The organism is Trinickia sp. Y13, from assembly GCF_029522115.1.
In the GTDB taxonomy this organism is placed as follows: Bacteria; Pseudomonadota; Gammaproteobacteria; order Burkholderiales; family Burkholderiaceae; genus Trinickia.
The window spans coordinates 68,150-93,448 of sequence record NZ_JAKWFK010000007.1; the positions used below are offsets into that span (position 1 = coordinate 68,150).

Annotated in this window: 23 protein-coding genes; 12 read left to right on the forward strand and 11 right to left on the reverse strand. The window is 62.2% G+C overall.

The window, feature by feature from the left end; translation table 11 throughout:
• Positions 1–42: 42 nt before the first annotated feature.
• Positions 43–708: a YceI family protein gene (locus MMB74_RS14395; RefSeq protein WP_277429322.1), complete on the forward strand. Its 666-nt coding sequence runs from the start codon at positions 43–45 to the stop codon at positions 706–708.
• 114 nt (positions 709–822) lie between these two features.
• Here the strand turns inward: MMB74_RS14395 and tdh are convergent, their stop codons facing one another.
• A complete protein-coding gene (gene tdh / locus MMB74_RS14400) occupies positions 823–1,851 on the reverse strand; it encodes an L-threonine 3-dehydrogenase (RefSeq protein ID WP_277429323.1) in 1,029 nt (342 codons plus the stop codon).
• A 13-nt stretch (positions 1,852–1,864) separates the two neighbouring features.
• On the reverse strand, positions 1,865–3,064 hold the full coding sequence (locus MMB74_RS14405; RefSeq protein WP_277429324.1) for a glycine C-acetyltransferase: 1,200 nt from the start codon (positions 3,062–3,064) through the stop codon (positions 1,865–1,867).
• 157 nt (positions 3,065–3,221) lie between these two features.
• Between MMB74_RS14405 and MMB74_RS14410 the strand changes: the two genes are divergently transcribed.
• Positions 3,222–3,836, forward strand: a complete 615-nt coding sequence (locus tag MMB74_RS14410; protein ID WP_277429325.1) for an XRE family transcriptional regulator — start codon at positions 3,222–3,224, stop codon at positions 3,834–3,836.
• 83 nt (positions 3,837–3,919) lie between these two features.
• Positions 3,920–4,294 (forward strand): DUF2471 family protein, encoded by a 375-nt coding sequence (locus MMB74_RS14415; RefSeq protein WP_277429326.1) that lies wholly within the window; start codon positions 3,920–3,922, stop codon positions 4,292–4,294.
• Between the two features lie 95 nt (positions 4,295–4,389).
• On the opposite strand, the gene MMB74_RS14420 is transcribed toward MMB74_RS14415, so the two are convergent.
• The gene (locus tag MMB74_RS14420) at positions 4,390–5,595 is read right to left on the reverse strand and encodes a DNA-binding protein (protein ID WP_277429327.1); all 1,206 of its coding nucleotides are present in this window, start codon (positions 5,593–5,595) and stop codon (positions 4,390–4,392) included.
• Between the two features lie 1,822 nt (positions 5,596–7,417).
• Between MMB74_RS14420 and MMB74_RS14425 the strand changes: the two genes are divergently transcribed.
• Positions 7,418–8,776: a replication initiation protein gene (locus MMB74_RS14425; protein WP_277429328.1), complete on the forward strand. Its 1,359-nt coding sequence runs from the start codon at positions 7,418–7,420 to the stop codon at positions 8,774–8,776.
• Between the two features lie 286 nt (positions 8,777–9,062).
• On the opposite strand, the gene MMB74_RS14430 is transcribed toward MMB74_RS14425, so the two are convergent.
• Together MMB74_RS14430 and parA are read right to left on the reverse strand one after the other, a co-directional pair.
• The gene (locus tag MMB74_RS14430) at positions 9,063–10,124 is read right to left on the reverse strand and encodes a ParB/RepB/Spo0J family partition protein (RefSeq protein WP_277429329.1); all 1,062 of its coding nucleotides are present in this window, start codon (positions 10,122–10,124) and stop codon (positions 9,063–9,065) included.
• Positions 10,125–10,148: 24 nt separating this feature from the next.
• Positions 10,149–10,811 (reverse strand): ParA family partition ATPase, encoded by a 663-nt coding sequence (gene parA / locus MMB74_RS14435; RefSeq protein ID WP_277429330.1) that lies wholly within the window; start codon positions 10,809–10,811, stop codon positions 10,149–10,151.
• Between the two features lie 1,044 nt (positions 10,812–11,855).
• On the opposite strand from parA, the gene arsC reads away from it, so the two are divergent.
• Positions 11,856–12,215, forward strand: a complete 360-nt coding sequence (arsC, locus tag MMB74_RS14440; RefSeq protein ID WP_277429331.1) for an arsenate reductase (glutaredoxin) — start codon at positions 11,856–11,858, stop codon at positions 12,213–12,215.
• A 179-nt stretch (positions 12,216–12,394) separates the two neighbouring features.
• On the opposite strand, the gene MMB74_RS14445 is transcribed toward arsC, so the two are convergent.
• From MMB74_RS14445 to MMB74_RS14460, 4 genes are all read right to left on the reverse strand, one after another.
• The gene (locus tag MMB74_RS14445; protein ID WP_277429332.1) at positions 12,395–12,859 is read right to left on the reverse strand and encodes a DoxX family protein; all 465 of its coding nucleotides are present in this window, start codon (positions 12,857–12,859) and stop codon (positions 12,395–12,397) included.
• Positions 12,843–13,604, reverse strand: coding sequence for a DNA-binding domain-containing protein (locus MMB74_RS14450; RefSeq protein WP_277429333.1), 762 nt, complete (start codon positions 13,602–13,604; stop codon positions 12,843–12,845). The genes MMB74_RS14445 and MMB74_RS14450 overlap by 17 nt, the downstream gene beginning before the upstream one ends.
• Entirely contained in the window at positions 13,598–14,464 is an 867-nt protein-coding gene (locus MMB74_RS14455; protein ID WP_277429334.1) for a DUF692 domain-containing protein, read from the reverse strand. Before MMB74_RS14455 ends, MMB74_RS14450 begins: the two co-directional genes overlap by 7 nt.
• Positions 14,465–14,553: 89 nt before the next feature.
• Positions 14,554–14,799, reverse strand: a complete 246-nt coding sequence (locus MMB74_RS14460; RefSeq protein ID WP_277429335.1) for a DUF2282 domain-containing protein — start codon at positions 14,797–14,799, stop codon at positions 14,554–14,556.
• Between the two features lie 472 nt (positions 14,800–15,271).
• Here MMB74_RS14460 and MMB74_RS14465 point away from each other — a divergent pair, with 472 nt between their 5' ends.
• Positions 15,272–15,829 (forward strand): NADPH-dependent FMN reductase, encoded by a 558-nt coding sequence (locus MMB74_RS14465; protein WP_277429336.1) that lies wholly within the window; start codon positions 15,272–15,274, stop codon positions 15,827–15,829.
• Positions 15,830–15,833: 4 nt separating this feature from the next.
• Here MMB74_RS14465 and MMB74_RS14470 read toward each other — a convergent pair whose 3' ends face one another.
• Both MMB74_RS14470 and MMB74_RS14475 read right to left on the reverse strand, forming a co-directional pair.
• Positions 15,834–16,589 (reverse strand): hypothetical protein, encoded by a 756-nt coding sequence (locus MMB74_RS14470; RefSeq protein WP_277429337.1) that lies wholly within the window; start codon positions 16,587–16,589, stop codon positions 15,834–15,836.
• 55 nt (positions 16,590–16,644) lie between these two features.
• Positions 16,645–18,909 (reverse strand): hybrid sensor histidine kinase/response regulator, encoded by a 2,265-nt coding sequence (locus tag MMB74_RS14475; protein ID WP_277429338.1) that lies wholly within the window; start codon positions 18,907–18,909, stop codon positions 16,645–16,647.
• A gap of 496 nt (positions 18,910–19,405) precedes the next feature.
• Here MMB74_RS14475 and MMB74_RS14480 point away from each other — a divergent pair, with 496 nt between their 5' ends.
• The 6 genes from MMB74_RS14480 (at position 19,406) to MMB74_RS14505 (ending at position 25,296) form a co-directional block, all read left to right on the forward strand.
• Complete coding sequence (locus MMB74_RS14480) at positions 19,406–19,774, forward strand: response regulator (protein ID WP_277429339.1); 369 nt, start codon at positions 19,406–19,408, stop codon at positions 19,772–19,774.
• A complete protein-coding gene (locus MMB74_RS14485) occupies positions 19,767–20,390 on the forward strand; it encodes a chemotaxis protein CheC (protein WP_277429340.1) in 624 nt (207 codons plus the stop codon). Before MMB74_RS14480 ends, MMB74_RS14485 begins: the two co-directional genes overlap by 8 nt.
• Before the next feature lie 8 nt (positions 20,391–20,398).
• Positions 20,399–21,328 (forward strand): diguanylate cyclase, encoded by a 930-nt coding sequence (locus tag MMB74_RS14490; protein WP_277429341.1) that lies wholly within the window; start codon positions 20,399–20,401, stop codon positions 21,326–21,328.
• A 291-nt stretch (positions 21,329–21,619) separates the two neighbouring features.
• Entirely contained in the window at positions 21,620–22,468 is an 849-nt protein-coding gene (gene hpnD / locus MMB74_RS14495; protein ID WP_277429342.1) for a presqualene diphosphate synthase HpnD, read from the forward strand.
• A gap of 165 nt (positions 22,469–22,633) precedes the next feature.
• Positions 22,634–24,598 (forward strand): squalene--hopene cyclase, encoded by a 1,965-nt coding sequence (shc, locus tag MMB74_RS14500; RefSeq protein WP_277429508.1) that lies wholly within the window; start codon positions 22,634–22,636, stop codon positions 24,596–24,598.
• Complete coding sequence (locus tag MMB74_RS14505) at positions 24,598–25,296, forward strand: phosphorylase (protein WP_277429343.1); 699 nt, start codon at positions 24,598–24,600, stop codon at positions 25,294–25,296. Before shc ends, MMB74_RS14505 begins: the two co-directional genes overlap by 1 nt.
• Positions 25,297–25,299: the final 3 nt, after the last annotated feature.

A 25,299-nucleotide genomic window follows, 5' to 3' on the forward strand; every position in this document is an offset into this window, starting at 1 on the left:
GGCCGGATCGTTTTGGACAACGCGAGAAAGGAACCGACAACGATGAGAACGCCAAAGACGCGCACCGCGCTATGTTCGGCGCTCACGGTATTAGCCATTGCAGCCGGTGCGCTGTCGATCTCGGCATGCACGCCGCTGCGTGTCGTCACGCATACGGTTGCCGCCGACGAAGCTCGGGTGCCCGTCGGCGCGTATAAGATGGACGCCGATCATTGGAGCATCACGTTCGACGTTGAGCATTTGCAGTATTCGCGCTTCGTGATGCGGTTCGACCGCGCGCATGCGCTGCTGGACTGGAAGCCGGGCGGGCTCGAGGCTAGCACCGTCGACGTGACGATCGACGCGGCTAGCGTGGACACGAAGGTGCCGTTGCTCGACAAGATGGTGAAAGGGCCGGACATGTTCGACGCAACGGCTTTTCCGACGCTGCATTTCGTCGGCAAACGGTTCGTTCGAACGGGCTCTGCGCAAGGCAAACTCGAGGGCGAGCTCACGATTCGCAATGTGACGCGGCCTATCACGCTCGACGTCACGTTCAACGGATACGGCCGCAATCCATTGACGAAGGCCGACACGCTCGGCTTCTCAGCGCAAGGCGTGTTCAGCCGCGCCCAGTTCGGACTGGCGACTTGGTACCCCGCCGTCGGCAACGACGTGCATGTGCGCGTGGAAGCGGAATTCGAGCGTACGGAGAAGGCGGGGGCATAGCGTGCGCGAAGCACGCTCGCCAACGAACGGTTCAGGAGAGAGAGCAGGCTTGGGTTTCCAAGGAGCACCTTGGATGGCTGCGCGCGCGACGCATCGGCGCGCGCAGCCGCTGCGTCAAACGGTCCAGTCCAAGATCACCTTGCCGCTTTCGCCTGAAAGCATCGTCGCGAAGGCTTGCTCGTAATCGTCGATGGCGAAGTGGTGAGTGAGGATCGGCGAAAGATCGAGCCCGCTTTGCAACATCGCGACCATCTTGTACCAAGTCTCGAACATCTCGCGACCATAGATACCCTTGATCTCGAGCCCTTTGAAGATGACCTGATTCCAGTCGATCGCCGTCTGCGCCGGCGGTATGCCGAGCAGGGCCACTTTGCCGCCGTGGTTCATCGCCTCGAGCATGCCCGTGAACGCGCTGGGCACACCGGACATTTCCAGGCCGACGTCGAAGCCTTCCGTCATGTGCAGATCGCTCATCACGTCTTTGAGCGACTCCTTCGAAATATTCACCGCTCGCGTGGCGCCCATCTTGCGCGCAAGACCGAGCCGGTACTCGTTCACGTCAGTGATGACGATGTTGCGCGCCCCGACGTGTCGCGCAATGGCCACCGCCATGATGCCGATCGGCCCCGCGCCGGTAATGAGCACGTCCTCGCCGACCAGGTTGAACGAGAGCGCCGTATGCGTGGCATTGCCGAACGGATCGAAGATCGCGGCGAGGTCGTCGGAGATCTCATCGGGAATCTTGAACGCATTGAAAGCCGGAATCACGAGGTACTCGGCGAAAGCGCCCTCCCGATTGACGCCGACGCCCACCGTATTGCGGCACAGGTGCCTGCGTCCCGCCCGGCAATTGCGGCAGAAGCCGCAGGTGATATGGCCTTCGCCCGAGACGCGATCGCCGATTGCGAAGCCGCGCACTTCCTGCCCCATCTCGACGATTTCGCCCACGTACTCGTGCCCAACATGCATCGGCACGGGAATCGTCTTTTGCGCCCAATCGTCCCACTTCCATATGTGGATGTCGGTACCGCAAATGGCCGTGCGCTTGATGTGGATCATGACATCGTTGTGGCCGACTTCGGGCTTCTTCACTTGCGTCAGCGTCAAGCCTGGCGCACGTTCGAGTTTTGCGAGCGCTTTCATTGGCGAGGTCTCCTTAAACGATGCCCAGCGAGCGGCCCACGCGCGTGAAGGCATTCACGGCGCGATCGATGTGCTCGGTTGTGTGCGCCGCGCTCATCTGCGTACGGATGCGCGCACGTCCTTTCGGAACCACCGGGTACGAAAACCCGGTGACGTAGACCCCTTCCTGCAGCAATGCGTCGGCCATGCGCGAGGCGACCGACGCATCGCCCAGCATGACCGGGATGATGGGATGTTGTCCCGGCACGAGCGTGAATCCGGCCTTGCTCATCGCCTCCCGAAAATGCTCACCGTTGGCCCGCACTCGACGGCGCAGGCGGTCGCCTTCGTCGCTTGCGAGCAGTTCGAGCACGCGCAAAGAGGCTGCGGCGATGCTCGGCGTGAGCGTGTTCGAGAACAGGTACGGCCGCGAACGCTGGCGCAGCAGCTCGACGATTTCGCGGCGGGCCGCCACATAGCCGCCCGATGCGCCGCCGAGCGCTTTGCCTAGCGTGCCGGTGACGATGTCGACGCGACCTTCCACGCCACAGAATTCGGGGGTGCCGCGCCCATGTTCGCCAATGAAGCCGACGGCATGCGAATCGTCGACCATCACGAGCGCGCCGTAACGGTCCGCCAAATCGCAAATGCCGGCGAGATTGGCGATGATCCCGTCCATCGAGAACACGCCATCGGTCGCGATGAGCTTGAAGCGCGCACCGGCCGCATCGGCCTCGCGCAGCTTCGCTTCGAGATCGCCGAGATCGTTGTTCTTGTAGCGGTAGCGCTTTGCCTTCGACAATCGAATCCCGTCGATGATGCTGGCATGATTGAGTTCGTCGCTGATGATCGCGTCGGTCTCGTCGGTCAGCGTTTCGAACAGCCCTCCGTTGGCATCGAAGCAGCTCGAATACAGGATGCAATCTTCGGTGCGCAAGAACGCAGAGAGTTCACGTTCGAGATCTTTGTGGACCGTCTGCGTGCCGCAAATGAAGCGCACCGACGCCATGCCGAAACCGTCTTGGTCCAGCCCTTCTTTCGCCGCGGCAATGAGACGAGCGTCGTTGGCCAGCCCCAGATAGTTGTTCGCGCAGAAATTGAGCACATCCTCGCCCCCCGCCAGACGCACTTGCGCCGACTGCGGGCTCGCGATGACGCGTTCGGATTTGTAAAAACCGTCGGCGCGGATCTGATCGATCGTGCCGCGCAAATGGGCGAGGAAGGTGTCGCGCATGGGTTCGCTCCTGGCGGAAAGGGCGCCGCTCGCACCGGATGGCGGACGATGCGGCCGTCTATAGCTGTTATAGTCGGTTGTCCGGTCATACCGAACAATTCCAGTTTTTCGAACCAAAGTTCGATATAGCGAACAACTTTAAGCGATCGGAATTCAAATGGCAAGCTCCGCGACCCGGCGCACGGCGTCTCCGCCTGCGCCCGCCACGCCCGCGCAGACCCTGGCGCCGCCGCGCGTCGGCGAGCAAATTCAGCGGCTACGCATGGAGCGGAAATTGACGCTCGATGACCTCTCGCGCGCGGCGGGCGTATCGAAATCGATGCTTTCCGAAATCGAGCGCGACAAAGCGAATCCGACCATTGCCGTGGCATGGCGGCTGACCAACGCGCTCGGCGTGAGTCTCGACCAATTGTTCGCGTCCCAGCGGGAGCACGAAACGATCGCCGTCAGCGGGCCGCACGACATCCCGACGCTCGATGGGCACGACGCGAAGTACCAGCTGCGCGTTTGGGGCCCCATCGAATTGGCGGGGAAGTTCGAGTGGTACGAATTGACGTTGCAGCCCGGCGGTGCGCTCGTGTCGAATGCGCACGAGCCCGGCACCCGCGAGCATTTGACAGTGCTCGGCGGTTCGATCGAAGTCGAGGCCGATGGCGAGAGAAAGCGCCTCAAAACGGCCGATACCGCGCGCTACCAAGCCGACGTGCCGCACGCCATACGCAACGCCGGCAAGACCGAGGCAAAAGCGCTGTTGATCGTCATCCACGGCTAGCCACGCAGTGCGTGCCGCCACCTGTGCGCACCGGACAAAGTACTGTATATTTCCACAGTATCTCGATATCCCGGAGAGCGGCTATGACCGAACGCGATCTCGCCGCGCTGACCTTTCAGGGCGCGGCGCGCGACCTCGAACACATCGTCCGTCATATCGCGGCGCGCTATATCGTGCAAGGCGTGCCGCTGAGTTGGCGCTTGCTGCACGCAATCGAAGCGGAAGCGCTGGCGGACCTCGGCTTTGCCGGTCGACACGATCCTTTCGTGCTCGACCTATTCAAACGCCCGGAACACATGATCTACCCCGAAACGGACGATCCGGCCACGTTCGGTAAATCGAACGCGTTGCCTGCTGCGTTCGCTTTCGCGGTTGCGGCTTACGAAGAGGCGCAAGCGGAACAAACTGCTCAAACGCCGCTCGGTCAAAACCGCGGGCAAAGGCCCCGGCTGGCATGAAGCGGGAAAACCGTCCCGCAAGAGCTCACCTTTGACATCCCGAATTTCCTCACCATGAGGCGAATGCAGCGATGCTTCGTTGAAAAAGCCACCGCTTAAGCTGGCGAACCGGTGCGCTGCGGGTGCATAAAGTGGGTCACGGCTTCTAGGCGCGACCGCTTCGCTCCAGAGGAGTGCTCGCATTCCGGGCACGACAGCTCGTATCCATCGCCGTCTCGCGCCAGTTCGGGTTCGCCGTCGGCGCATTTGGGGCAATGAGACGGGAGTTCGATATGCGCATCCAATGCAGTGCCGAGCGAAGCGAAGTCGGCGTCCGCAAATCGCCCCGCCTGTGCCCACGAGCGGATGAGGCCGGTCACCTCGGGGGAAAGTGCGCCTCGTTCTCGAGCTGCCGCCAGCTCTCGCGTTAGCGCATCGATTTCGTCGGATTGCTCGCGCGTTTGCGCTTCGAGCCGGTCGCCGCGGCTTTTGGCGGCGCTCAATTGCTGAATGAAGTCGAACTCTTTGCGGCTTGCGTCGCGAATGCCGGCTTGATAGGTGCTGGCCATGCTGCGCAGGGAATCGAGTTCGACGAGCATCGGCTTGACGCGGCGTTCGGCTTCCGCGATTGCGTCCTTGATTTGGTTGGCGTAATGCTCGGTGCTAACACGCAGCTCTTGATGAAGGGCCTCGATGCGTTCGTGCAACGAGGCGTTCGTTGCCTGTTCGGTCTCCAGACGCTGCTCGAGCCGCGACTTTTCCATTTCGAGCCGCGCGACCGTTGCGCGTAAGACATCGTCCTCGCTCACGCGCAGTGCTGCGGACGCGCCGATCTGCGCTTCCAGTTCGCGCACACGAGTGAGCGCAACCTCGGCGCGCGTCTCAGCGCGTTGCCAGGCATCGTGCGCGGTTTCTTGACGAATCTGGGCTTCTCGCAGCGCGCTGGTGGTTCGATCGAGGGCTTCCGACGCGTGGCGGCGCTCCTCGTCGAATCTTTGTCCGGCTGCCGACACAGCGTTTTCGTACAATGCCCCCAGCAATTCGCCCGCTTTTTCTTCCAACGATGGCGGAATCGCGCCGCCACCGATACGCACGCGCGACGCATCGCGGATGCGTTCCCAGAAATGATCGATATCTTTTGGGATGTCGCTGGCGCTGCCGGTTTGGGTCAGTTCGCGGACAGCGGCGCTCGAGGGCCTGATGCCAAGATCAAAAAACAAGCGCTTGCAGGCATGCAGCGACAATTCGCGACGATGGGCGCCGCTTGTCCGCAACGATTCGAGCTCTTGCCGGATGGCGTTGCGTTCCTCGTCGATGTTCATAGCCAGCTCGCAATGATCTGAAATGTAGCAATAATAACGGAACACGTATCAAAAAGTACGATTTTGAGCGCGTCAGATATGTGTGCTTGCATCGGGTTGGAAAAGTGTCTTAGCTATGCCACGGAGAGTTTCCCTGTAGGGGTGTTCCGTGAAACAAAGCGAGGAATCTAGTAGAAGCTATTGATTTTACTGTGAATTGTCGGTCGTAGCCTTGATCACGCCGTGTTTCACGGGACGGAACCGTTTTTAGAGCGCCGTATGTCTCTAGGCGCACAGCATTGTCTTGAGAGTCATTGAAGTAAACACCCTTGAACCCTTGTTAAAAACGTTAACGCCACGGCAAACCCTTACCAGCAAAGGCTTTCAGGGCGGTTCAGTGAAGCTTTACGGGAGAGGAGGTGAGCCGGGACGGGAGCTATCCGTGATGAGGTTCGGGGAGGAGAGTGAGCCGGAGCAGGAAGCAATGTGAGGGGATTCAGGGGGATGCCGTCTTGCGTGGAATCGGTGCAGTGAGGTTTTGCGGGAGACGTCAGGCCCGTGAGCTAGATGGGGTGGCGAGGGATGCCACTCACCCAATCGAGCGAAGGTGAGACTTTTCGGGTCCTGTTAAAACGGCAAGATTCATCGTCATTTGCGCCGCTGACAAGGAGTGGGTGAGAGGCTGCGGGACAAATCGCGCTCGATAAGTGAGTCTTTCCGGGAAAACCCGGCCTTTTTGACACATGTGCAGACCAAAGGTGAGCTTTCTCGGGACCTGGCCACGGGCGCGTGCGGCGATTGTCGCGAGCCCCCGCCCGCGGCTGCGCTCGAAATTGCATTGAGGTGAGGTTTTGCGGGAGCGGCAGTCGCCACATCTCGCTTCAGTGAAATCGCGGTTTCGCCTCTCGCGGTGGTGAGGTTTTTCGGGATTGCGATATTCCGTCGAAATCCGGCTCCGAGTGAAGTTAGTCGCCACTTCCCGCGAGACATGCGCTGGAACTGCATGGTGAGAGCGCTCCGGAACCATTTGGATCTGCCAAAGGTGAGTGTTTGCGGGGGGCGGGGAGGATTCGCACGTGAGCGCGCCGGGGAATGCACAGCCGTGGATAAGGTGAGGCCTTACGGGACCTGGGCGCGCTTCATGCAGGGCGACCCATGGCGACGCTAAGTATCGGATCTGCTTAGGAAATATCTTTCCGATTCGGTTCAGGTGAGGTTTTGCGGGAGCAGCGGGCGGCCGATGAGTTGCCCGGTTTGCACGGCCCGTTGGCCCCTTAGGTGAGAATTTTCGGGACTTGATTGCCGCTCCGCGGTGCCGGGCAAGCGGTGGAATCGGCAAGCACTCGGCCTTCCGTCTAGCTGCAAGGTGAGCTTATTCGGGATCCGTGGCGCGATGCCTCCCTTGGATACTCTTCGGCTTGCGAGCACTCCCGGTACGCAGGCCCTGCTCTCGTGGCGGGTTCATGGCCCGACGAACCAACCCATTCGCGTGAATGGCGCGTCGTTCGAACAGTCCGTACGCGCTATGCAGCGAGGGGCCGATGGTCTTTGGTTATCGGTCGAATCCACGTAGCGAAATTGCGACATTTGGCACGGTGAGCCGATACAGGAGGCATCGCTGCCCCTACTCGGCGAGGCGCAAAAGAGCGCGATTCGCGTGGACGCAGATCCGGCAAAGAAACGAAGCGCGCGCCGGGTTTGATCATTGGTGAGGCCTTACGGGAGCGCAGCGAGGTGAGTCGCCGTCGAGAACCGCGTTTCACCGGCAAGGGTGAGAGTGTGGTTGTAGACGCCCATCACCGCACTCTGTATCCTGTCGGAAAATTTCCTTCACGACCGATGCATGGCAACGAAGCGCGCGAAGAAAACCGATGTGGTGAGTCCAAGCTCCGCTGAATTGCGAAAGGCCGTCGAAGCGATCGCCATTCAGCCCAAGAGCGGCAAGATCACGCTCCTTACACGAAAGTTGTTCAACGTGTTGCTGGCCGTTGCGCAGCAGGCGGACGAGTCCGGCGACACCTACCGCGCCTTGCTGTCGGACATCGTCGCCAATTCGGCGTTCGATTCCAACGATACCGCCCTGGTGAAAGAGCACCTGCGGCGGATGGTGTCTGTGCAAGTCGAGTGGAGCCAAGGCACTTCGAGCCAAAAGCCTGGCCGCAAATGGGGCATTTCGACGCTGATCGCCGATGCCGAAATTCTGGAAGACCCCGCTACGCGGCGGGTCTGGGTCGAGTTCTCGTTTGCGCCGAAGATCAAGAAAAAGCTGCTCGACCCCGTGCAGTATGCGCGACTGAGCTTGCAGTTTCAGAGTCAACTGCGCAGCAGCGCGGGGCTGGCGTTGTATGAGATCTGCGTGCGTTATCTGACCAATCCCAGTCATCTGACGATGCGCGAGTCGTGGGCGTGGTGGCGGCCCATCCTCTCCGGCACGCCGGACACCGAGGCGGGCGACGAGGCGAAGCGCGAATACAAATATTTCAAGCGTGATTATCTGCGGCCTGCCATCGCGGAAGTGAACGCCGTGACCAACATCTTCGTGGAACTCATCGAGCACCGCGAAGGCCGGCGCGTCGCGGAAATTCAATTCCGCGTGACCGAGCGCAAACAGCCGATGCTCGCGTTGGACGAGCATCCGAACGTATTCGACAGCACGCTGATCGACCGGATGGTCAAGATCGGAATTCCGCTGAAGGAGGCACAGGGCCTTTACGCCGATAGCGAGGAGAACCGCATCCGCGCTGCGTTGCAAATGACGGAGCAGCGCATGCGCAGCGCCTCGCTGCCACCCGTTCGCAGCGCGCCCGCCCTCTTCAAGGACGCGCTCAAGAAAGGTTATGCCCCGCCCGTGGACTTGGTAGAGCAGCCGCCTAGCGGGACCGTCAAGGGGCTATCGGGCACCGTGCCGGCCGACGAGCTCAAAGCACGGCTGCTGGACGAATATGCCGCGTACCGGCGGAAAGAGGCGCGTTCGCTCTACGAAGAGCAAGGTGAGTCGGAACAGGAGCTCGCCAGGCAATCGTTCGAAGAGGATATGCTGCCGCAGTTGGGTTCTCACCTACGAGAGGATTGGCGTCGTCGCGGCCTGAGTTCCAAGCTCGGCGAGACGGCTTTCTTCGACTGGCTGGCACGTAAAACCTGGGGCGAACCCACCGATGGGGATTTGCTCGCCTTCACGTTGAGCCATTCGCGGGCGGCCTGAGAGGGGCTTTGCCCGAGAACGCGATCCTCGGTTCTCCACGCTGGAGCGACGCTTGTCGTCGCTCGGCGCCTCGATTTCCATACTGAAGTATCTGCGTTGCGGCGGCGCGATGATGACGGCGCTTGCCGCCGCTTGCGCCGTGCCTTCGATATCTTTCAAATGAGTGGCAACGCGGGCTTGCTCAGGCGTGCTCCGCGTTGCGCCAGCTTGACGGTGATGCGGGTGGCGAGATGCACATGCCGGCGGGCCTCGTCACATGGGGGCGCTGGCGTGCGCTCCCAGAGGCTCAGCTCGATTGCAGTATTTGTTCGATGCGCCGCAGAATCTCGTCGCGCTTATCACGGGACAAACCGCGCAGTCGCAATTCGAGCCGGTCGTCGCCGTAGGATTTGAGATCCCCCACGGCCACGCCTTCCAGTTTGATCTCCATTCGCTGCGCGTAGCGTTGGCGCGTGGCCGGCTTGACGTCGTCCTGCGAATTCGCGCGCCCCTTCACGATATCGGCCACCTGCCGTGTGCTCAAATCGTCAGCAACGATGCGGTTGATCAAGCGTAGCGTGGCATCGACCCCGCGAGCCGAGAAATAGCGGCCCACCTGATATGCCATGTTGGAGCCAAAGCGATCGGGGCGCGCGACCATTTCCTGCATGATCGATTCCGGAAGCTTGGCGAGCGATAGCGCCACGGCCACCGTCGATTCGTCGAGCCCCAAGTGCTCGGCCAATTCTTTCTGACTTTGGAAGTGCTTTTCGTCGAGGAATCGCCGCCAGACGATCGCGTTGTCAAACACGGTCTGGGAATCACGTTGAACGTTAAGGTCGTAACCGAGCTTATAGCTTTCAATTCCGACGGGAAGATCGACCACGACCGCTTTGACGGTCTCCTTGTTCGCTTCCTTCAAGGCGCGTACGCGCCGGCCGCCATCGCTGACAAAGTACGACCCCGGATTACCGTAATCGGGAATGACGTGGATGGCTTGCTGCTGGCCCTGCTTTGCGAGGTTGACAGCCAGTTCTGCGATCGACGCCTTTAGATAAAAATGGCGTGGATTGAACGGGCTGGGCTTGATAGCCCGCAAATCGAGTTCGATCACCTGCCCGGGGTTGTAATTATTTGACAGACGCCATACGCGATAGTCGTTCGATTCATTTGCATGGTGCGAGTCGGTCGACGACGTGACGGAATGAAGAACCGCCTCACCCCGCGCCGGCGTGGTCTTGACCGATGCCTTCGCGTCGCCTTGCACGATGTCGTCTATCGCGTTGAGCCGATCGAGGGCCGTGCGCTTCTCGCTGCTCGTGGTATCGGGGCGCGCCTGGAAGCCTTTTGCCAACTGGGAGGGTTTCATTGAGGGTCCTTTATGCGCATAAAGTCAGGGGAGCATCGAGGCGATTTCCGCCGCGCACGCTCGAATCTCGGCCGCGGCGAGCTTTGCACCGCGGTCATTCATTTGCAGTACCGTTTGACCGAGAGCCATTGCCTGCTTGTACGCTTCTCGCGTCGGAATCTGTGTTTTGAGAAGCGGAAACCCAAGGTCCTCGAGTGCACGTTTGAGTTCGCGAGTCAGCATGCGCTTCTCTTCGGTCTTGTTCAGTAGGAAGACCGCACGAAGGTCCTCGTTCATCACTTGGGCCTGTTGAACGAGTTTCACCAAGCCAACGCTCGACCAATAGTCGGCGGGAGATGACGACGTAGGAATCACGGCGACGGAGGCCGCCAAGAGGACAACGCCCGACACTTTTTCGGTAATCGAAGGTGGACAGTCGACCACGATCACGTCGTAGTCACCGATGAACTTTTTGATCTCACGGTGAATCTGGCCGCCGGCTTCGGAGAGGTTGACGACCGGAAAAGGAATACCTGAATCGCCGTCTGCCGAGGCGCTCGCCCAGTGGACCAAGGTGTTCTGCCCATCGGCGTCGACCACGAGGACGCGTTTTCCTTTTTCATGGAAAGCCGCACCCAGATGCATCGCGATGGTGCTTTTGCCCACCCCGCCCTTCTGTTGAGTTACCGCGACGATTTCGGCTGCCAATTTTTTAGCTCCTTAACAGATCGACGAATTCTACCTTGTAAATTTTGAATTTCAATGTTTTCGTCGTTATCTCGCCACGATTTAGCCATTCGGACAATGTTTATGCGCATAAAGTGGGTGGAGATTGGCGCGCCGGAATCCTCCGGTTCGTCACTGGGTTGCAAAAGTGGCCCTGCAATGAAGCCGCGGTGTTTGCCGATCTTGGGATGCTGGACGGAACGGATTATCGATTTGGGAGAACACGTGCGCCGAGAGACACGACATTCGGCGAGGTGCTCCGTCCAGCATCTCTCGCAGCATTTCCTCCTCGCCTGGCGGCCGGCGATCAGTAGATTGTGGAATCCATGGTTGCGGTATCGAGGACCTGCTCGCAAATACAGGAAGGAGTAGCGCGGCGTACCGTGGCACGGAGTCTCCTCGCGCGAGTAAATCTGAGAAAGCGTTGCCCGCGCTGCGAATGGCGAGTGTGGACAGTTGCAGCTCACGCCGAAAGCGCTCGGTGTAGCCAGCTGCCCGGTAACTTAGCTCCCATGCGGTACCACTTCGGAGCAACTCGTTCAACCGTGCGTCGGCCCGGTCGATGTGCGCCTAACGTGGTAGTCCGCGCGACTACCCGCCAGTCGAGGGCCAGACGGCGATTCGGCCTTTTGGACGAGGGTCGATCTCGGCTACCGCTGCCCGGCTGCCCACCGGTTTATGCGCATAAACTGCAGCGAGCCGTTGCGGTTCGCCGGGGCGGCTGGCACTGAACGTACATGCGAATGCCTAGAATCGGGTGTAACAAAGGTCCCCCGGCTGGCCGAGCCAAACGAGCAACGATCGACTGCGCCATGCGGTCGTCCTCGTCGCTGCGCAAGCCCCTTCAGCATGCGACCAGGCGTTAAGAAACCGGGAGCGCATCTGCGGCCTTCTCCCCGATACCTACCTCTTCCTGCCACCGTTTCGCGAAAACAAACGCCGATGCCGCGGCTTGCGCAAGCCGATGACCATGGTCTGGCCCGCGCCCGTAAAATAACCGCCTCTCAGCGAACAAGCGAACCGATCATGATCACTATCTACCATAATCCCCGTTGTTCCAAATCGCGTGGCGCGTGTGAACTCGTCAAGGAACGGCTCGACCAAACTGCCGAGCCGTTGACCGTTGTCGAGTATCTGAAAGAGCCGCCATCGGTGGAAGCGCTCAAGGCGCTGCACGGAATGCTGGGCGGAGCAGTCAGAGACATGATTCGCGACAACGAGGCGCCGTATCAGCAACTGGGCCTCGATGATCCTTCGCTGACCGACGATCAACTGTACGCAGCGATTGCAGCCAATCCGATCCTGCTGCAGCGTCCTATCGTTGTCCGCAATGACCGAGCCGTTATCGCCCGCCCGCCGGAGAATGTCGCCGCTCTCTTCGAGTGACGCCGTCGTCCTTTTTGAATTGAATGGGCTCGTGGCAAGGAGAGATGTTGCATCGCCTCGCCACGAGCCAAATGACGTTTTCAGCCTTCGAGCCAGGAGAAACCGCAGCGAACATCAAGGCGGCCCGAACCCGCCAAGGGCCATGGGTCCACAGTATGGCCAGTTTTCGAAAATTGCCTTCACGCGCGGTGTTGCTGCACGCCGCCCATGACCTTTCCTCGACGAAGAAAGGCTTGAAGCGACCAGCGCCCGGCTCCGTGGAAGAACAGATAAGCGATCAAGACTGCCCACAGAATGTGGTCTTTGATCATGACGGGTTCCAAGCCTGGGTAAGACAGCACCGCGACGAGATTGACGATAAAAAGCCCAGCAGCCGCAAAGCGGGGCTGCAATCCAACCAACAGCAACACCGGGAAGATCAATTCGCCCCCGGCGCCCATCACGGCCGCTACCGCGGGCGGCAACACGGGCACGTGATATTCGTTGGAGAACAAATAGAGCGTGCTATCCCAACTGCGCAATTTCGTTAAGCCCGACAGGAAAAATACGCGAAATAAATAAAGGCGAATCGCTAGCGCAAATAACGGTTGTAGTGCGACTGCAATGTCATCGAGACGATGAAACAAGCTAGATATGCGTTTCATGATGAGGTACCTCGATAGCGTGAACGAGCCGACGACCAAATAGTTGCGCAAGCAACGAATTCGCGTCGGCGCCTGTATCGGCGAGTGCCGCTTCAATGGAGGCGCCAGCCATCAGCGCGGCGACGGCTTGCGCCTCTGCCATCCCCAGCGCTTGCCAATGCACGGAGAACGCTTCTCTCCAAATCAAAATGGACTGGCCTCCCGCGTCCAACCGTGCGGGGGGGCCGCCGTCATGCATCCGCAAAATGTCGGCGATTGGCCAAAGGTTCGAGCGCGCCAGTGCGACCGATGGCATGAGCCGAAGTGAGGCCGCGGCAAATCGCTCGGGACCGAGTTCGGCGAGTCTCGCGCCATCGACCGCATCGGCGTCGTCGGCGAAGTAGGCTCGATGCAGCCGCCAATCCACGTCGGCAACATCTCCCAAGTAGGGCATCTCGGCTGCCGGCTCGAAGTTGCGAATGAAGGCAGCAAGCTCGGCGCCGTCCTCGTGAAGGTTGGCGCTCGCGGCCGGCGTGCGATCGACATAGGCGCGTGCAAGCGCATGGAAGTAGTCCTCACCGACGAGCTGAACGACGTTGACGAATGCATCGGTGAGGGCGGCGATGCGATTGAGTCGCACATTGTTTCGATAAACGCTCAAGCGCTCTTGCGTGGCCGAGGTCACCCCGGTGAGTGGGACATCGTCGCTACCGAGCGATGCAGCGAAAGCGCCGAGCCGCGCGGCATAACAGGACCGGCTCAACATGGCGCCGCCTCGTGCATCGCGCCTCGGGCCGAGCGCAGGCGCGTATCGGCTGCCGCCACGCGTTGTTCCAATCGCCCGTATTCCACGAGCAGCGCGTCCAATGGCGGCAAGTTGGTGTCTCGCTCGAGCAGCACTGGCGTAGGGCCGAAGCGATCGAGTGCGGCGTCGAGCAGCGACCATGCGGCGTCGCAAACCGGGGCGCCGTGCGAGTCGATCGCGATCGCATCCAACCACTCGAATCCGGCCACGTGAATCTCGCCGACGCAGTCCCTCGGCAATCTCGCCACTTCCTCGAGCGGATCGATGCCGAGATTCAGCGCATTGACGTACAGGTTGTTCACGTCGAGCAAGACGCCGCAGCCTGTGCGTGCGACGAGCTGTGCGAGCATATCGGCCTCCGTGCACAGCTCGTCGTCGAAAGCGACATAGGCCGACACGTTCTCGATCAGGAGCGGCCGGCCAAGGGCGTTTTGAACGGCGTCGATGTGTTCGGCGATGACCTCGATTGCGCCTTCCACGCGGGGCACCGGCAGCAAGTCGTTGAAATAACGGCCGCCTGCTCGATTCCAAGAAAGGTGCTCGGAGACGAGCGCAGGTTCGATGCGCGCGACGAGCGCCCGCAATTGTTTTAGATGATTCGGCGCGGGCGCTTCCAAACTTCCGAGTCCGAGCCCCACACCATGCAGGCTCACCGGATAGTGCTCCCGCACGCGCGAAAGCGCTGCGACGGGCTCGCCGCCGCCGAAATAGTTTTCGCTATGCGCTTCCCACCAGCCGACGCGCGGATGGTGCGCGAGCACGCCGGCGGCATGAGGCGCACGCAACCCGAGCCCTGCGCCCGTCAATGCTCGCGTATTCATCGTGTTTGCTCCTAAGGTCCCAACGCGCTCGCGTGCGCAAGCCGCCAGAGGGGGCGGCGACGGCGCGCCGTCGCCGACATACCGCTGCTTTACATCGCGGGCTGGAGCGTGCCGCCGAGTTGGCCGCACGTGCCCTTGGCGACAGCCTTGAATTCGCCTTTATCCATATCCTTCGTCGCTTGGCCTGCGCACGAGTGGTTATTGCCCTTGCAGTCGTTTTGGCCTGCGTGCGCGATGCCATAGCACTTTTCCATGTCGGCCGCGAACACCGGCGTCGTAAGCGTTGCACCGAGGGCTGCGGTGAAAGCGGCGGCGGCGATCCATTGCTTGTTCATTTGCTGCTCCTGACTTGAATTGAAGTGAGAAATGCGATGGCCTCTTGCTAGGCCTCGATAGCTTGAGCCGTTGTCCGCTGGACGGGACGAGAAGCCGGAATCTTTCGATTGCCTGACTGACCGCCCTTGCCGTCTCGCGTCGCACGACCCTTGCTGCCTTCAATACGCGCAGTGCAAGCGAACGGATGCAACGCAACGCAAAGATGTTTCGCTCGCTGACGGATGGCCTTCCAGGGCGTCATGCAATCGTCATGGATGTGTCGATTCGTAAGCGCGGCGGGATATTGACGACTTATCCACAGATTCTGTGGAAAAGGTTGTGGAAAGGCGGGGCGAGAGGCCCAGCCAGCGGCGCGTTTAGTGGGTTGCCGGAAAAACGGGCCGGCGAAGCGAAGCATCGATGGCTATGATGGGTAGTCGGGCCGAACCTTCCGGCTTCGGCATTCTCGTCCTCAATCATGGGAGTAGCGCCATGGCTTACAAAATCGAAGTGGTGGTCGGCAGTCTGCGGCGGGAATCGTTCAACAAGCAGCTCGCGCACGCGCTGACCAAGCTGGCGAGCGGCGATTTCGAGTTCTCGTTCCTCGACATCGGGTCGTTGCCGCTCTATAGCCAAGACTACGACGCCAACTTTCCCGACGTCGCGAAGGAACTGAAAAAGCGAGTGGAAGCGGCGAACGGTTTGCTGTTCGTCACGCCCGAATACAATCGCTCGATGCCGGGCGTGCTGAAGAATGCGCTCGACTGGGGTTCGCGGCCCTGGGGGACCAATTCGTGGAAGGATAAGCCGGCCGCGGTTTGCGGAATTTCGCTAGGCGCGACCGGCACGGCGCTATCGCAGCAGCATTTGCGCAACGTCCTCGCCTATCTCGATGTACCTACGCTCGGCCAGCCCGAGATCTTCCTCAAGCACACCGATTCGTTCTTCGACGCCAATGGCGGTATCGCCAGCGAGGACACGCGCAAGTTCCTGACGACGTTCGTGCAGCGCTTCGAAGCATGGGTGAAGCGACACGCTTCGCCGAAGTGACCGCTCACGTTCCGTCAGGCTTGGACTCGTCGCCGCCGTAGCTTTCGGCGTCCTGCAAGTATTCGTCGGGGACGGCGGGAGGCCGCGGTGTCGACGCCTCGGGCGCGACAGGCGGCGCCGGCGGTTCGCCGCGCCCTGACGCGAATACAGCGCCCATGCCGGGGGCGGAGCCGGCTGCGACGGCAGTCGCGCTTGCTTCGGTGGCCGGCTGTTGCGCAGCGCCTGCTGCCGGCACGGAGCCGACAGCGGGCTCGCCTGCGGCAGTTCGCGGATAGCTTTGAACCGCGCTCGGGCGCATTGCCGCAGAGGGCACGCTAGAGCGCAAGCCGAGTTCTTCGAGCGGTGAATGCGAACGTGTGGCGTCGTCGGCCGGCGCGTGCCAGGTCGCCGCGCGTTCCTCGATGTCGAGCGGCCCCATGGCTTCGAGCGTTGCACGGGAGAGCTGCGCGAGCGCATCGGTCGGCGCATCGACGCAGACCATCACGGCGCCTCGCCGAACCGCCTCAGCGTACTGCGCGCTCTTGTACTCGGTCGGCGCGGAGACGAACAGCGATTCGAAAAAGCGCTCGATGCTGGCGAGCAAGCCCTCGTTCGCGGTAGGCGCGGTATCGACGGCCGAGGTCGCATCGCTTGCATAAGTCGGCTCGCATCGGGCCTTGAGCATCACGTCCTCATGCGCGACGCCGGCCGCAACGAGCGCATCGCGAGCGGCTTCGGCCTGGGGATAGGTATCGAAAAACGCGATAACGGTGTGCTGCATGATGACCTCCTCGAGGCTGGGTGCCCGATGAACACGCAAAACTCGCGCCGCCCTCTCAAGTCGCCTTGCCGTGCGCATGGGCGCGAGGCTCGCGCTCGCGCGCAATGGTCTGAAGCATCGATTCCAGCAACGCGATATCGAAAGGTTTGGACAGCACGCGCACGTCGACATTCCTCGCACGCTCGAGCTCCTGTGCGTAGCCTGTGATGAGAATGACGGGAATCGGCGCGGCCAGCGCTTGCGCCGCTTCGGCGAGGTCGATGCCGTTGTGGGCGCCGGGCATGTGGATGTCGGAGATGAGTACTTCGAACGGGTCGTCTGCCCTGGCTTCGCTGTCCCCGATGAGCCGCAAGGCGGCGTCCGCATTGAACGCGCAGGTCACGCGGTGCCCCATCATCCGCAACAGCGCCTCGGTGCCGGCGGCCACTTCGTCGTTGTCTTCGACTAGCAGGACGTGCATGGCGCCGGGTGGCTCGGCGTAGGCCGTCCGCTGGGCGACCGAAGCCGCGGCCGTAGGCGCATTGACGGCGCGCGGCAAATAAAGCCGCACCGACGTGCCGACGCCCAAGGTGCTGTCGATCGTGGCCAGACCGCCCGAGCGGTCACAGAACGCGAATACCTGCGGCAGGCCGAGGCCCGTGCCCATCCCCTTGGGCTTGGTCGTGAAGAGCGGTTCGAACGCATGAGCGAGGACATCGGGCGCCATGCCCGCGCCCGTGTCTTCCAGCGAAACTTGCACGAACTCGCCCGTGAGCGCGAAACCGCCTTCACGTTCGAGCCTCACGTTGGTGGCGCGCACGGTGAATCGCCCGCCGTTGGGCATCGCATCGCGTGCGTTGACCGCGACATTGATGAGGGCGAGCTCGAGTTCCGCGCTGTCGACTTCGATCGGCCAGATGTCGCGGCCGATGTCGACGACGAGCGACGCCTTGGCGCCGAGCGAGGCGCGCAGCAATTCGGAACTGGCCGCCATCCAGCGCGACAAGTCGATGACTTCATTGCGCAGCGGCTGTTTGCGCGCGACGCCGAGCAATTGGCGCGTCAGCGACTGCCCGCTTTTCAACGCGCGCTCGATGGCGCTCAGTTCGCGGTCGAGACCCGCGGCGTCGCGTCGGCGCGCGATTTGGACATTCGTTGCGACAATCGTCAGAAGATTGTTGAAGTCGTGCGCGACCGTGCCCACCAGATTGCCGAGCGCCTCCATTTTGCGCGACTGCCGATACGCCGATTCGATGGAGCGCCGCATCGACGCTTCCGCTTGCCACCGTTCCCATGCTTGCTTTTCGGCAGCGAGACGCTTGAGCGATAGAGCAAGCACGAACCAGAGCACGATAGACGGCACGAAGATGGACGTTGCCGAAATCAAGGCTCTGTTGGACCAGGCCGCCCAAATGGCCGCTTCGCTATAAGCGCACGAGACATAGACGGGATAGGACCCGACCTGCCGATAAGCGAGAATGTGGCCGCCGTGCGGATCGCGCTTGCCACCTTCGGCCGCAACGCGCAGCACCCCGGAGCGGTTGTTGGCGGCGAGCGCCGCAGCCAATTGCGGAGCGACCACGGCCGATTCGGGGCGCGGCGGATACGCGGCGAGCACCGCGCCGTCGCTGCGTGCAAGCGTCATCGACATGGCGCCGCGCTCGTTGCCGAGCAGTTCGTGGTAAAACGATTCGAAATACGAACGGCGCAGCGCAACCGAGACGAGCCCCGCGAACGAACCGCCGGCGCCGCGCCGAGCGATGCCCGTATTGAAGACGGCGTCGCCGCTGCCCGCATGCCAGACCATGACCTTCGACACATGCTCGAGTATGCGTCCGCCGCGAATACCGACGAAGTCGTCGCGCGTGGCGATCGAGGCGTGCGGCGCCGGATAGTAGCGGCTGTTTGCGAGCAAAGCGCCTTCCGGGCCGAAGATCGACACCGAAGCCACTTGCGGATAGCCGCCGCCGATCTTTTGCAGCTTGTTGTGGATCTCGGCTTCGCGCGCGCGAATCGCCTCGTTATCGAGCCCGCGTACGAGATCGTCGACGCGCGCATCGAGCGTTTCGTTCAGATCGAATACCTTTAGCGCGTGTTCTTCGGCGATGCGGACCGTTCTAACCGTCGCGTCGGTCGCCGACGCGACGCGGGCGCGGAAATCCGAGTAAGCGATGGCTGCGGCATACACGCACGGCAAGACGATCGCCGCGGCAAGCAGCACGATCAACGTCACGCGCCGGGCGGAGAAGTCCGGTACGGGCATGGCCGGCACGGGCGAGCCGTCTTGCCATTCGTCAGGCAGGGCGTTCGTCGTCGAATCAGCGGGCCGTTGGCGGGTCATGTTCTTGGCGTGTCCAATTGGCGAGCGGGTACCTTTCCAATCATCATAAGCGACTTGTTCCCGTGCGAGCTTTTTCTCGCTCCCTCGATGCACGGCGAAGTCCGAACGTTCGCCCTAAAACAGCGACAAAATCGGAAGCGCAAACGTACACAAAAGAAAAATTACCGCACATTCTGCCAGAAGCGTCTGCTTTATTTCTTCATACGGGAGAAATGGATAGGCTTGCCTGATCGATTCTGAAATTGGAGAGTTGATTTTCCGCCGGTTTGCTCCGAGAATTTCGCTTCATTTTTATGAACATGATGCGCTCAATGTAACGGGCGCACGCCGAAGCACAGCTTCCGCCGCTCTCGCGCGCCGCGTTTTCGCCCCGGCGATAGCGCAATTGCGATCGTTTTCGCGCGCCGCCCGTCGACACGCTCCGTTTCCCGCTAAAGAAGGGTGCCGAGCCGCCGTTAACGCGATATAGACCGTTTTCGTTTCCGTCACGCTTGCCATGCCTTTGCCGATTGTGATCGCCGATGATTCCCTGCTTGCCCGTAAGGTCCTGACCAAAGCCTTGCCGGCCGACTGGGACGTCGACATCGCATACGCATCGAACGGGCGCGAGGCGCTCGCGCTGTATCGCGCGGGAAAGGCCTCGGTGATGTTTCTGGACCTGACGATGCCGGACATGACCGGCTATCAAGTCCTCGAAGCATTGCAGCATGAAGACCTGAACACGTTCGTGATCGTCGTATCCGCCGATGTGCAGCCGCTCGCTCAAGAACGCGTGCGGGCGCTGGGTGCGGCCGCCTTCGTCGCCAAGCCCGTGACGCCCGAGGCGATATTGCCCATCCTCATGGAGTACGGGTTGTATGCGTGAGAACGTGTTCACCGAAGAGCAGCGCGACGCCTTGCAGGAAATCGCCAACCTGGCGATGGGGCAGGCGGCCACGCGCCTCGCGCGTCTGCTAGACACTTTCATCGAGTTGTCGGTGCCTCGCGTTCGCGTCGTGCGCGCCGAAGACGCTGCCCGGACGCTGCGAGAAATGACCGGCATCGAGGAGAGCGTCACGGCGGTGCGGCAAGGGTTTCGCTCCGACCTCAAGGGCGAGGCGCTCGTCATCTGCCGCAGCAGCGGCGTGGGCCAACTGTGCGCGCTCGTGAACGATCCGTACGTCAATTCCGCCTACGATTCGGTGAGCCAAACCGAGCTGATGTTCGACGTGGCGAACGTGCTGACGGGAGCGTGCGTCTCGTGCATCCTCAATCAGCTCGACCGCACGCCGATCTTTTCGGCGCCTGGTTTGCTCGGCGAAAAAATCTCGCTCGACGATGTCTTTCAATCGGACGTGCTCGCGTGGAAGACGGCGTTGCTGCTCGAGGTGAATTTCGCGCTCGAAGACCAGACGTTTCGCGCGCACCTCGTCATGCTGATGGCCGAGGATTCTATTCGTCGGATGAATGAAGCGCTCGACGCGCTCTTGTCCAGCCTATGACCGATGCGATGGAGCAATCTCTCAGCGACCTGGTGATCGAACGCGTCGGTTTTGGCATCTTCGTGCTCGACCGCGACATGAACGTGCTGATGTGGAACCGGTTCATGCAGGATCACAGCGGCCAGCCTGCCGAAACGGTCGTCGGTAGATCCATCTTCGACACATTTCCCGAATTGCCGCGCGTATGGCTGTCGCGCAAGATCGAGAGCGTGTTTCAGCTCGGCAGCTTCGCGTTCAGTTCCTGGGAGCAACGGCCATATCTGTTCAAGTTCGACCACGACCGGCCGATCACGGGGGGCGTGGACTTCATGCAGCAGGACTGCACGTTCATGCCGCTCACGCGCGGGCGAGAAGTCGAAGCCGTATGCGTGACGATCTCCGACGTCACGCACGTCAGCGTGGTCCAGCGCGAACGTGAGGAGGCCGTCGAAAAGCTGCAGGAATACGCCAATCGCGATGGCTTGACCGGCATCGCGAACCGGCGCTTCTTCGAGAGCCGCCTGCGCGACGAGTTTCTACGCTGGCAGCGTTACGGCGGCGAGCTCTCGGTGCTGCTGTTCGACCTCGACCATTTCAAGGACATCAACGATCGCTTCGGCCACGCCGTTGGCGATACGGTGCTGCGCGTGATGGCTCAACGCGTTGCCGATGCGGTGCGAGTGCAAGACACCTTCGGTCGATTCGGCGGCGAGGAATTCGCATTGCTGCTGCCTTGCACGCCGCTCGCCGATGCGATGATCGTCGCCGAAAAGGTTCGCATGACGATATGCGATACGCCGGTCGAAGCCGAGGGCGTGCGCGTGCCCGTCACGGCGAGCGTGGGCGGCGCGGCGGCGCGCCCGGGGCTGCCGAGCTACGAGGTGCTCATCAACGAAGCCGACGCCGCGCTTTACAGCGCCAAGCGCCAGGGACGCAACCGCTCGATCGCGCTCGCCTAGCGCGCTGCGCATTCGACGAACGAGCGCGCGCGGGCTCATGCGGGCGCGCGCATCTGCCGCACCGATATGCCTGGACGAATCCGGCCGCCGCGCTCGCGTCCGTGGCTGCTCAATGAAACGTTGGTATACTTTTGCCCGTTTCCGGCCCCGTTTGCCGGCCCACTTTGCCGGCGCTGCGCGCCGCTTGCCGAAGCTAGCGCGTTGCATCGGAGTGGCGCAGTGCCTGTGGCGCGTGCGGCAAATCAGCATCGATTTTCATTCGCCCCGCAGGGGCGCATAGCGGAGTTCGCCTTGGCCGTTTCCAATCTCGTCGCGGACGAACCAGCAACCGACGCCGCAGCCGTCACGTCGAGCAGCTCGTTCTATCTCGCGATGCGCATCTTGCCCGCCGCGCAGCGCGATGCGATGTTTCAGATCTACGCGTTTTGCCGCGCGGTCGACGATATTGCCGACAGCAACGCGCCGCGCGCCGAACGTAGCGCCGGGCTCGCACGCTGGCGCGCCGATATCGACGCGTGCTACGACGGCGAGCCGCGCCCCGCGTTGGCGGCGCTAGCGCGCCAGATTCGCGCGTTCGGCCTGCGTCGCGAGGATTTCCACGCGATGATCGACGGCATGGCGATGGACGCCGCGGAGGATATCTGCGCGCCCGACGAAGCGACGCTCGATCTTTATTGCGACCGCGTCGCTAGCGCAGCGGGCCGTTTGTCGGTGAGAGTTTTCGGGATGACTGACGATGCGGGACATGCGTTGTCGCATCATCTGGGGCGTGCGCTGCAGTTGACCAACATCTTGCGCGACATCGACGAAGATGCGGCGATCAACCGGTGCTATTTGCCGCGCGAATTGCTCGCTCGCGAAGGCATCGCCGCGATCGATCCGGCCGCGATCGCCGACGATCCATCGTTGCCGCGCGTGTGCGCGACGTTGGCGCAGCGTGCGCTGGCGCATTTTGCTCAGGCCGATGCGATCATGGACGCCGCGCCGCGCAATGCCGTGCGTGCGCCGCGCATCATGTCGGGCGTCTACCGGTGCTTGCTCGAGCGTACGCTCGAGCGCGGTTTCGACGTGCCCCGCACGCCCGTGGCGAAGCCCCGTCTGCGGCTGTTGTGGATCGTCTTACGCTACGCGTTCTTTTGAGCGGGCGCCTCGCTCGCGGTGTCGCCCGTATCGCGACGCGGTGGCGTGCAGCGCCGCCCCGGCCAAGGCCGAACGTAAAACCCGAGCATTCGACCGCGAAGCCCTGGGCTTCGCCTTCAACCCATTGATATGCCGATGAACGACATTTCCGCCCCTTCCGCCGTGATGGCGGCCTCGAGCTCTTCAGGCGCCGCTCAATCGCGCGCCGCGCTCGAGACCTCGATCGCGCGTGCGACGGATGCCATCCTTGCCGATCAGCGCCCCGACGGGCATTGGGTTTACGAACTCGAAGCCGACGCGACGATTCCGGCCGAATACATCCTGCTCGTTCACTACTTGGGCGAAGCGCCGAACCTCGAACTCGAACGCAAGATCGTGCGTTACTTGCGCCGCATTCAACTGGCCGACGGCGGCTGGCCGTTGTTCACCGATGGCGCGATGGATGTGAGCGCGAGCGTGAAGGCCTATTTCGCTCTGAAGATGGCCGGCGAGCGCGAAGATGCCGAGCATATGCGGCGCGCGCGCGCGGCGATTCTCGGGGCGGGCGGCGCCGAGGCGGTGAACGTCTTTACGCGGATCTTGCTGGCGTTGTTTGCCATCGTGCCGTGGAGCGCCGTGCCGATGATGCCCGTGGAGATCACGCTGTTGCCGCAGTGGTTTCCGTTTCATCTCTCGAAAGTGTCCTACTGGGCGCGCACGGTCATCGTGCCGCTGCTCGTGCTCAATGCGCGACGCCCTGTGGCCAAGAATCCGCTCGGCGTGCGGATCGACGAACTCTTTCTCGGCGATCCGTCGGCGACGGGTCTACTGCCGCGAGCAGGGCATCAGAGCCGCGGCTGGTTCGCTTTCTTCCGCGTCGTGGATTCGACCTTGCGCGGGGTCGACGGGTGGTTTCCGAAGCGCACGCGCGAGCGCGCGGTGCAAAAAGCGGTGGATTTCGTCGACGAGCGCTTGAATGGCGAAGACGGCTTGGGTGCGATTTTCCCCGCGATGGCCAATGCCGTGATGATGTACGACGCGCTTGGCTATGGACCGGACTATCCGAACCGAGCCATTGCGCGCGCTTCGCTCGAAAAGCTGCTCGTGATCGACGAAGAAGAAGCGTACTGCCAACCTTGCTTGTCGCCGGTTTGGGATACCTCGCTCGTCGCACATGCGCTGCTCGAAGTCGAGGCGCCGCGTGCGCAAGAGGCGGCGTTGCGTGGCCTGCAGTGGCTGCGCCCGCTGCAAGTGCTCGACGTACGCGGCGATTGGATCTCGCGCCGCCCCGACGTGCGTCCCGGCGGGTGGGCGTTCCAGTATGCGAACCCGCATTATCCGGACGTCGACGACACGGCTGTCGTTGCAATGGCGATGCATCGCGCGGCCGCGCTGACGCGCTCGAACGTCGATCGCGAAGCGATCGCGCGCGCACGCGAGTGGATCGTCGGCATGCAGAGTAGCGACGGCGGATGGGGCGCCTTCGAGCCCGAGAATACGCAGTACTACCTGAACAACATTCCGTTCTCGGATCATGGCGCTTTGCTCGATCCGCCGACAGCCGACGTCTCGGGACGGTGCCTGTCGATGTTGGCGCAGTTGGGCGAGCTGCCGGGCAATAGCGGGCCTGCTCGGCGCGCGTACGACTACTTGCTCGCCGAGCAAGAAGACGACGGCAGTTGGTACGGCCGGTGGGGCATGAACTACATCTACGGCACGTGGACGGCGCTATGTGCGCTGAACGCCGCGGGTATCGCGCATGACGACGTGCGGATCAAGCGCGCGGCGCAGTGGCTGATTGCCATCCAGAACGAAGATGGCGGGTGGGGCGAGGGCGGCGAGAGCTACAAGCTCGACTATCGCGGCTACGAACCGGCGGCAAGCACGGCTTCGCAAACGGCGTGGGCGCTGCTTGGATTGATGGCTGCGGGCGTCATCGATCATCCGGCCGTCACGCGCGGCATCGACTATCTCGTTCGGACGCAGCGCGAGCACGGCTTGTGGGACGAGACGCGCTTCACGGCCACGGGCTTCCCGCGCGTGTTCTATCTGCGCTATCACGGTTACCGCAAATTCTTCCCGTTGTGGGCGTTGGCGCGCTACCGCAACCTCACGCGTGACGGCCGCGCGCGTGTCGCGGTCGGCATGTAATGGCAATCGACGCGGCACTGCCATTGATCGTGGTGACGGGAATGGCGTTCGAAGCGCGCATCGCGCGTGGGCCGGGCGTCGAAGTCGTTTATGCGGCGCGTGCGGATCGGCTCGAACGTGCGTTGGAGCAGGCGTTGGCGCGCGGTGCGTGCGGCGTGATGAGCTTCGGCACCGCGGGCGGGCTCGCGCCGAACTTGGCGCCGGGCACGGTTATCGTCGCCGATGCGATCGACGCGCCGTCAGGGCAGATGGCGACCGATTCGGCGTGGAGCGAGCGCATCGCCTCGGCGCTGCGCGTCGCGCTGCCCGGCACGCCTTTCGCACGCGGTGTGCTCGCCGCGGTGGCAGCGCCAGTGGTCACGCAGCAGCAGAAGGCGGCGCTGCATGCGCGCACGGGCGCGCTGGCCGTCGATATGGAGTCGCACATCGCCGCGGCACAGGCGGGCGCGCGAGGGCTGCCGTTCACTGTGTGCAGAGTGGTGGTCGACCCGGCGGGGCGGACCTTGCCGCCCGCGGCGATGGTGGGGCTGCGCGACGATGGCACGACGGCGCTGGGGCCGATTTTGCGTGAACTCGCGCGAGCGCCTGCGCAATTGCCCGCGATGATCCGATTGGCGTTCGATGCACGCGCCGCACGAGCTTCGCTCGTTGCGGCACGGCGGGCAATGCAACATGCCGGCGCACTGAGCGCCGCGTGAGAG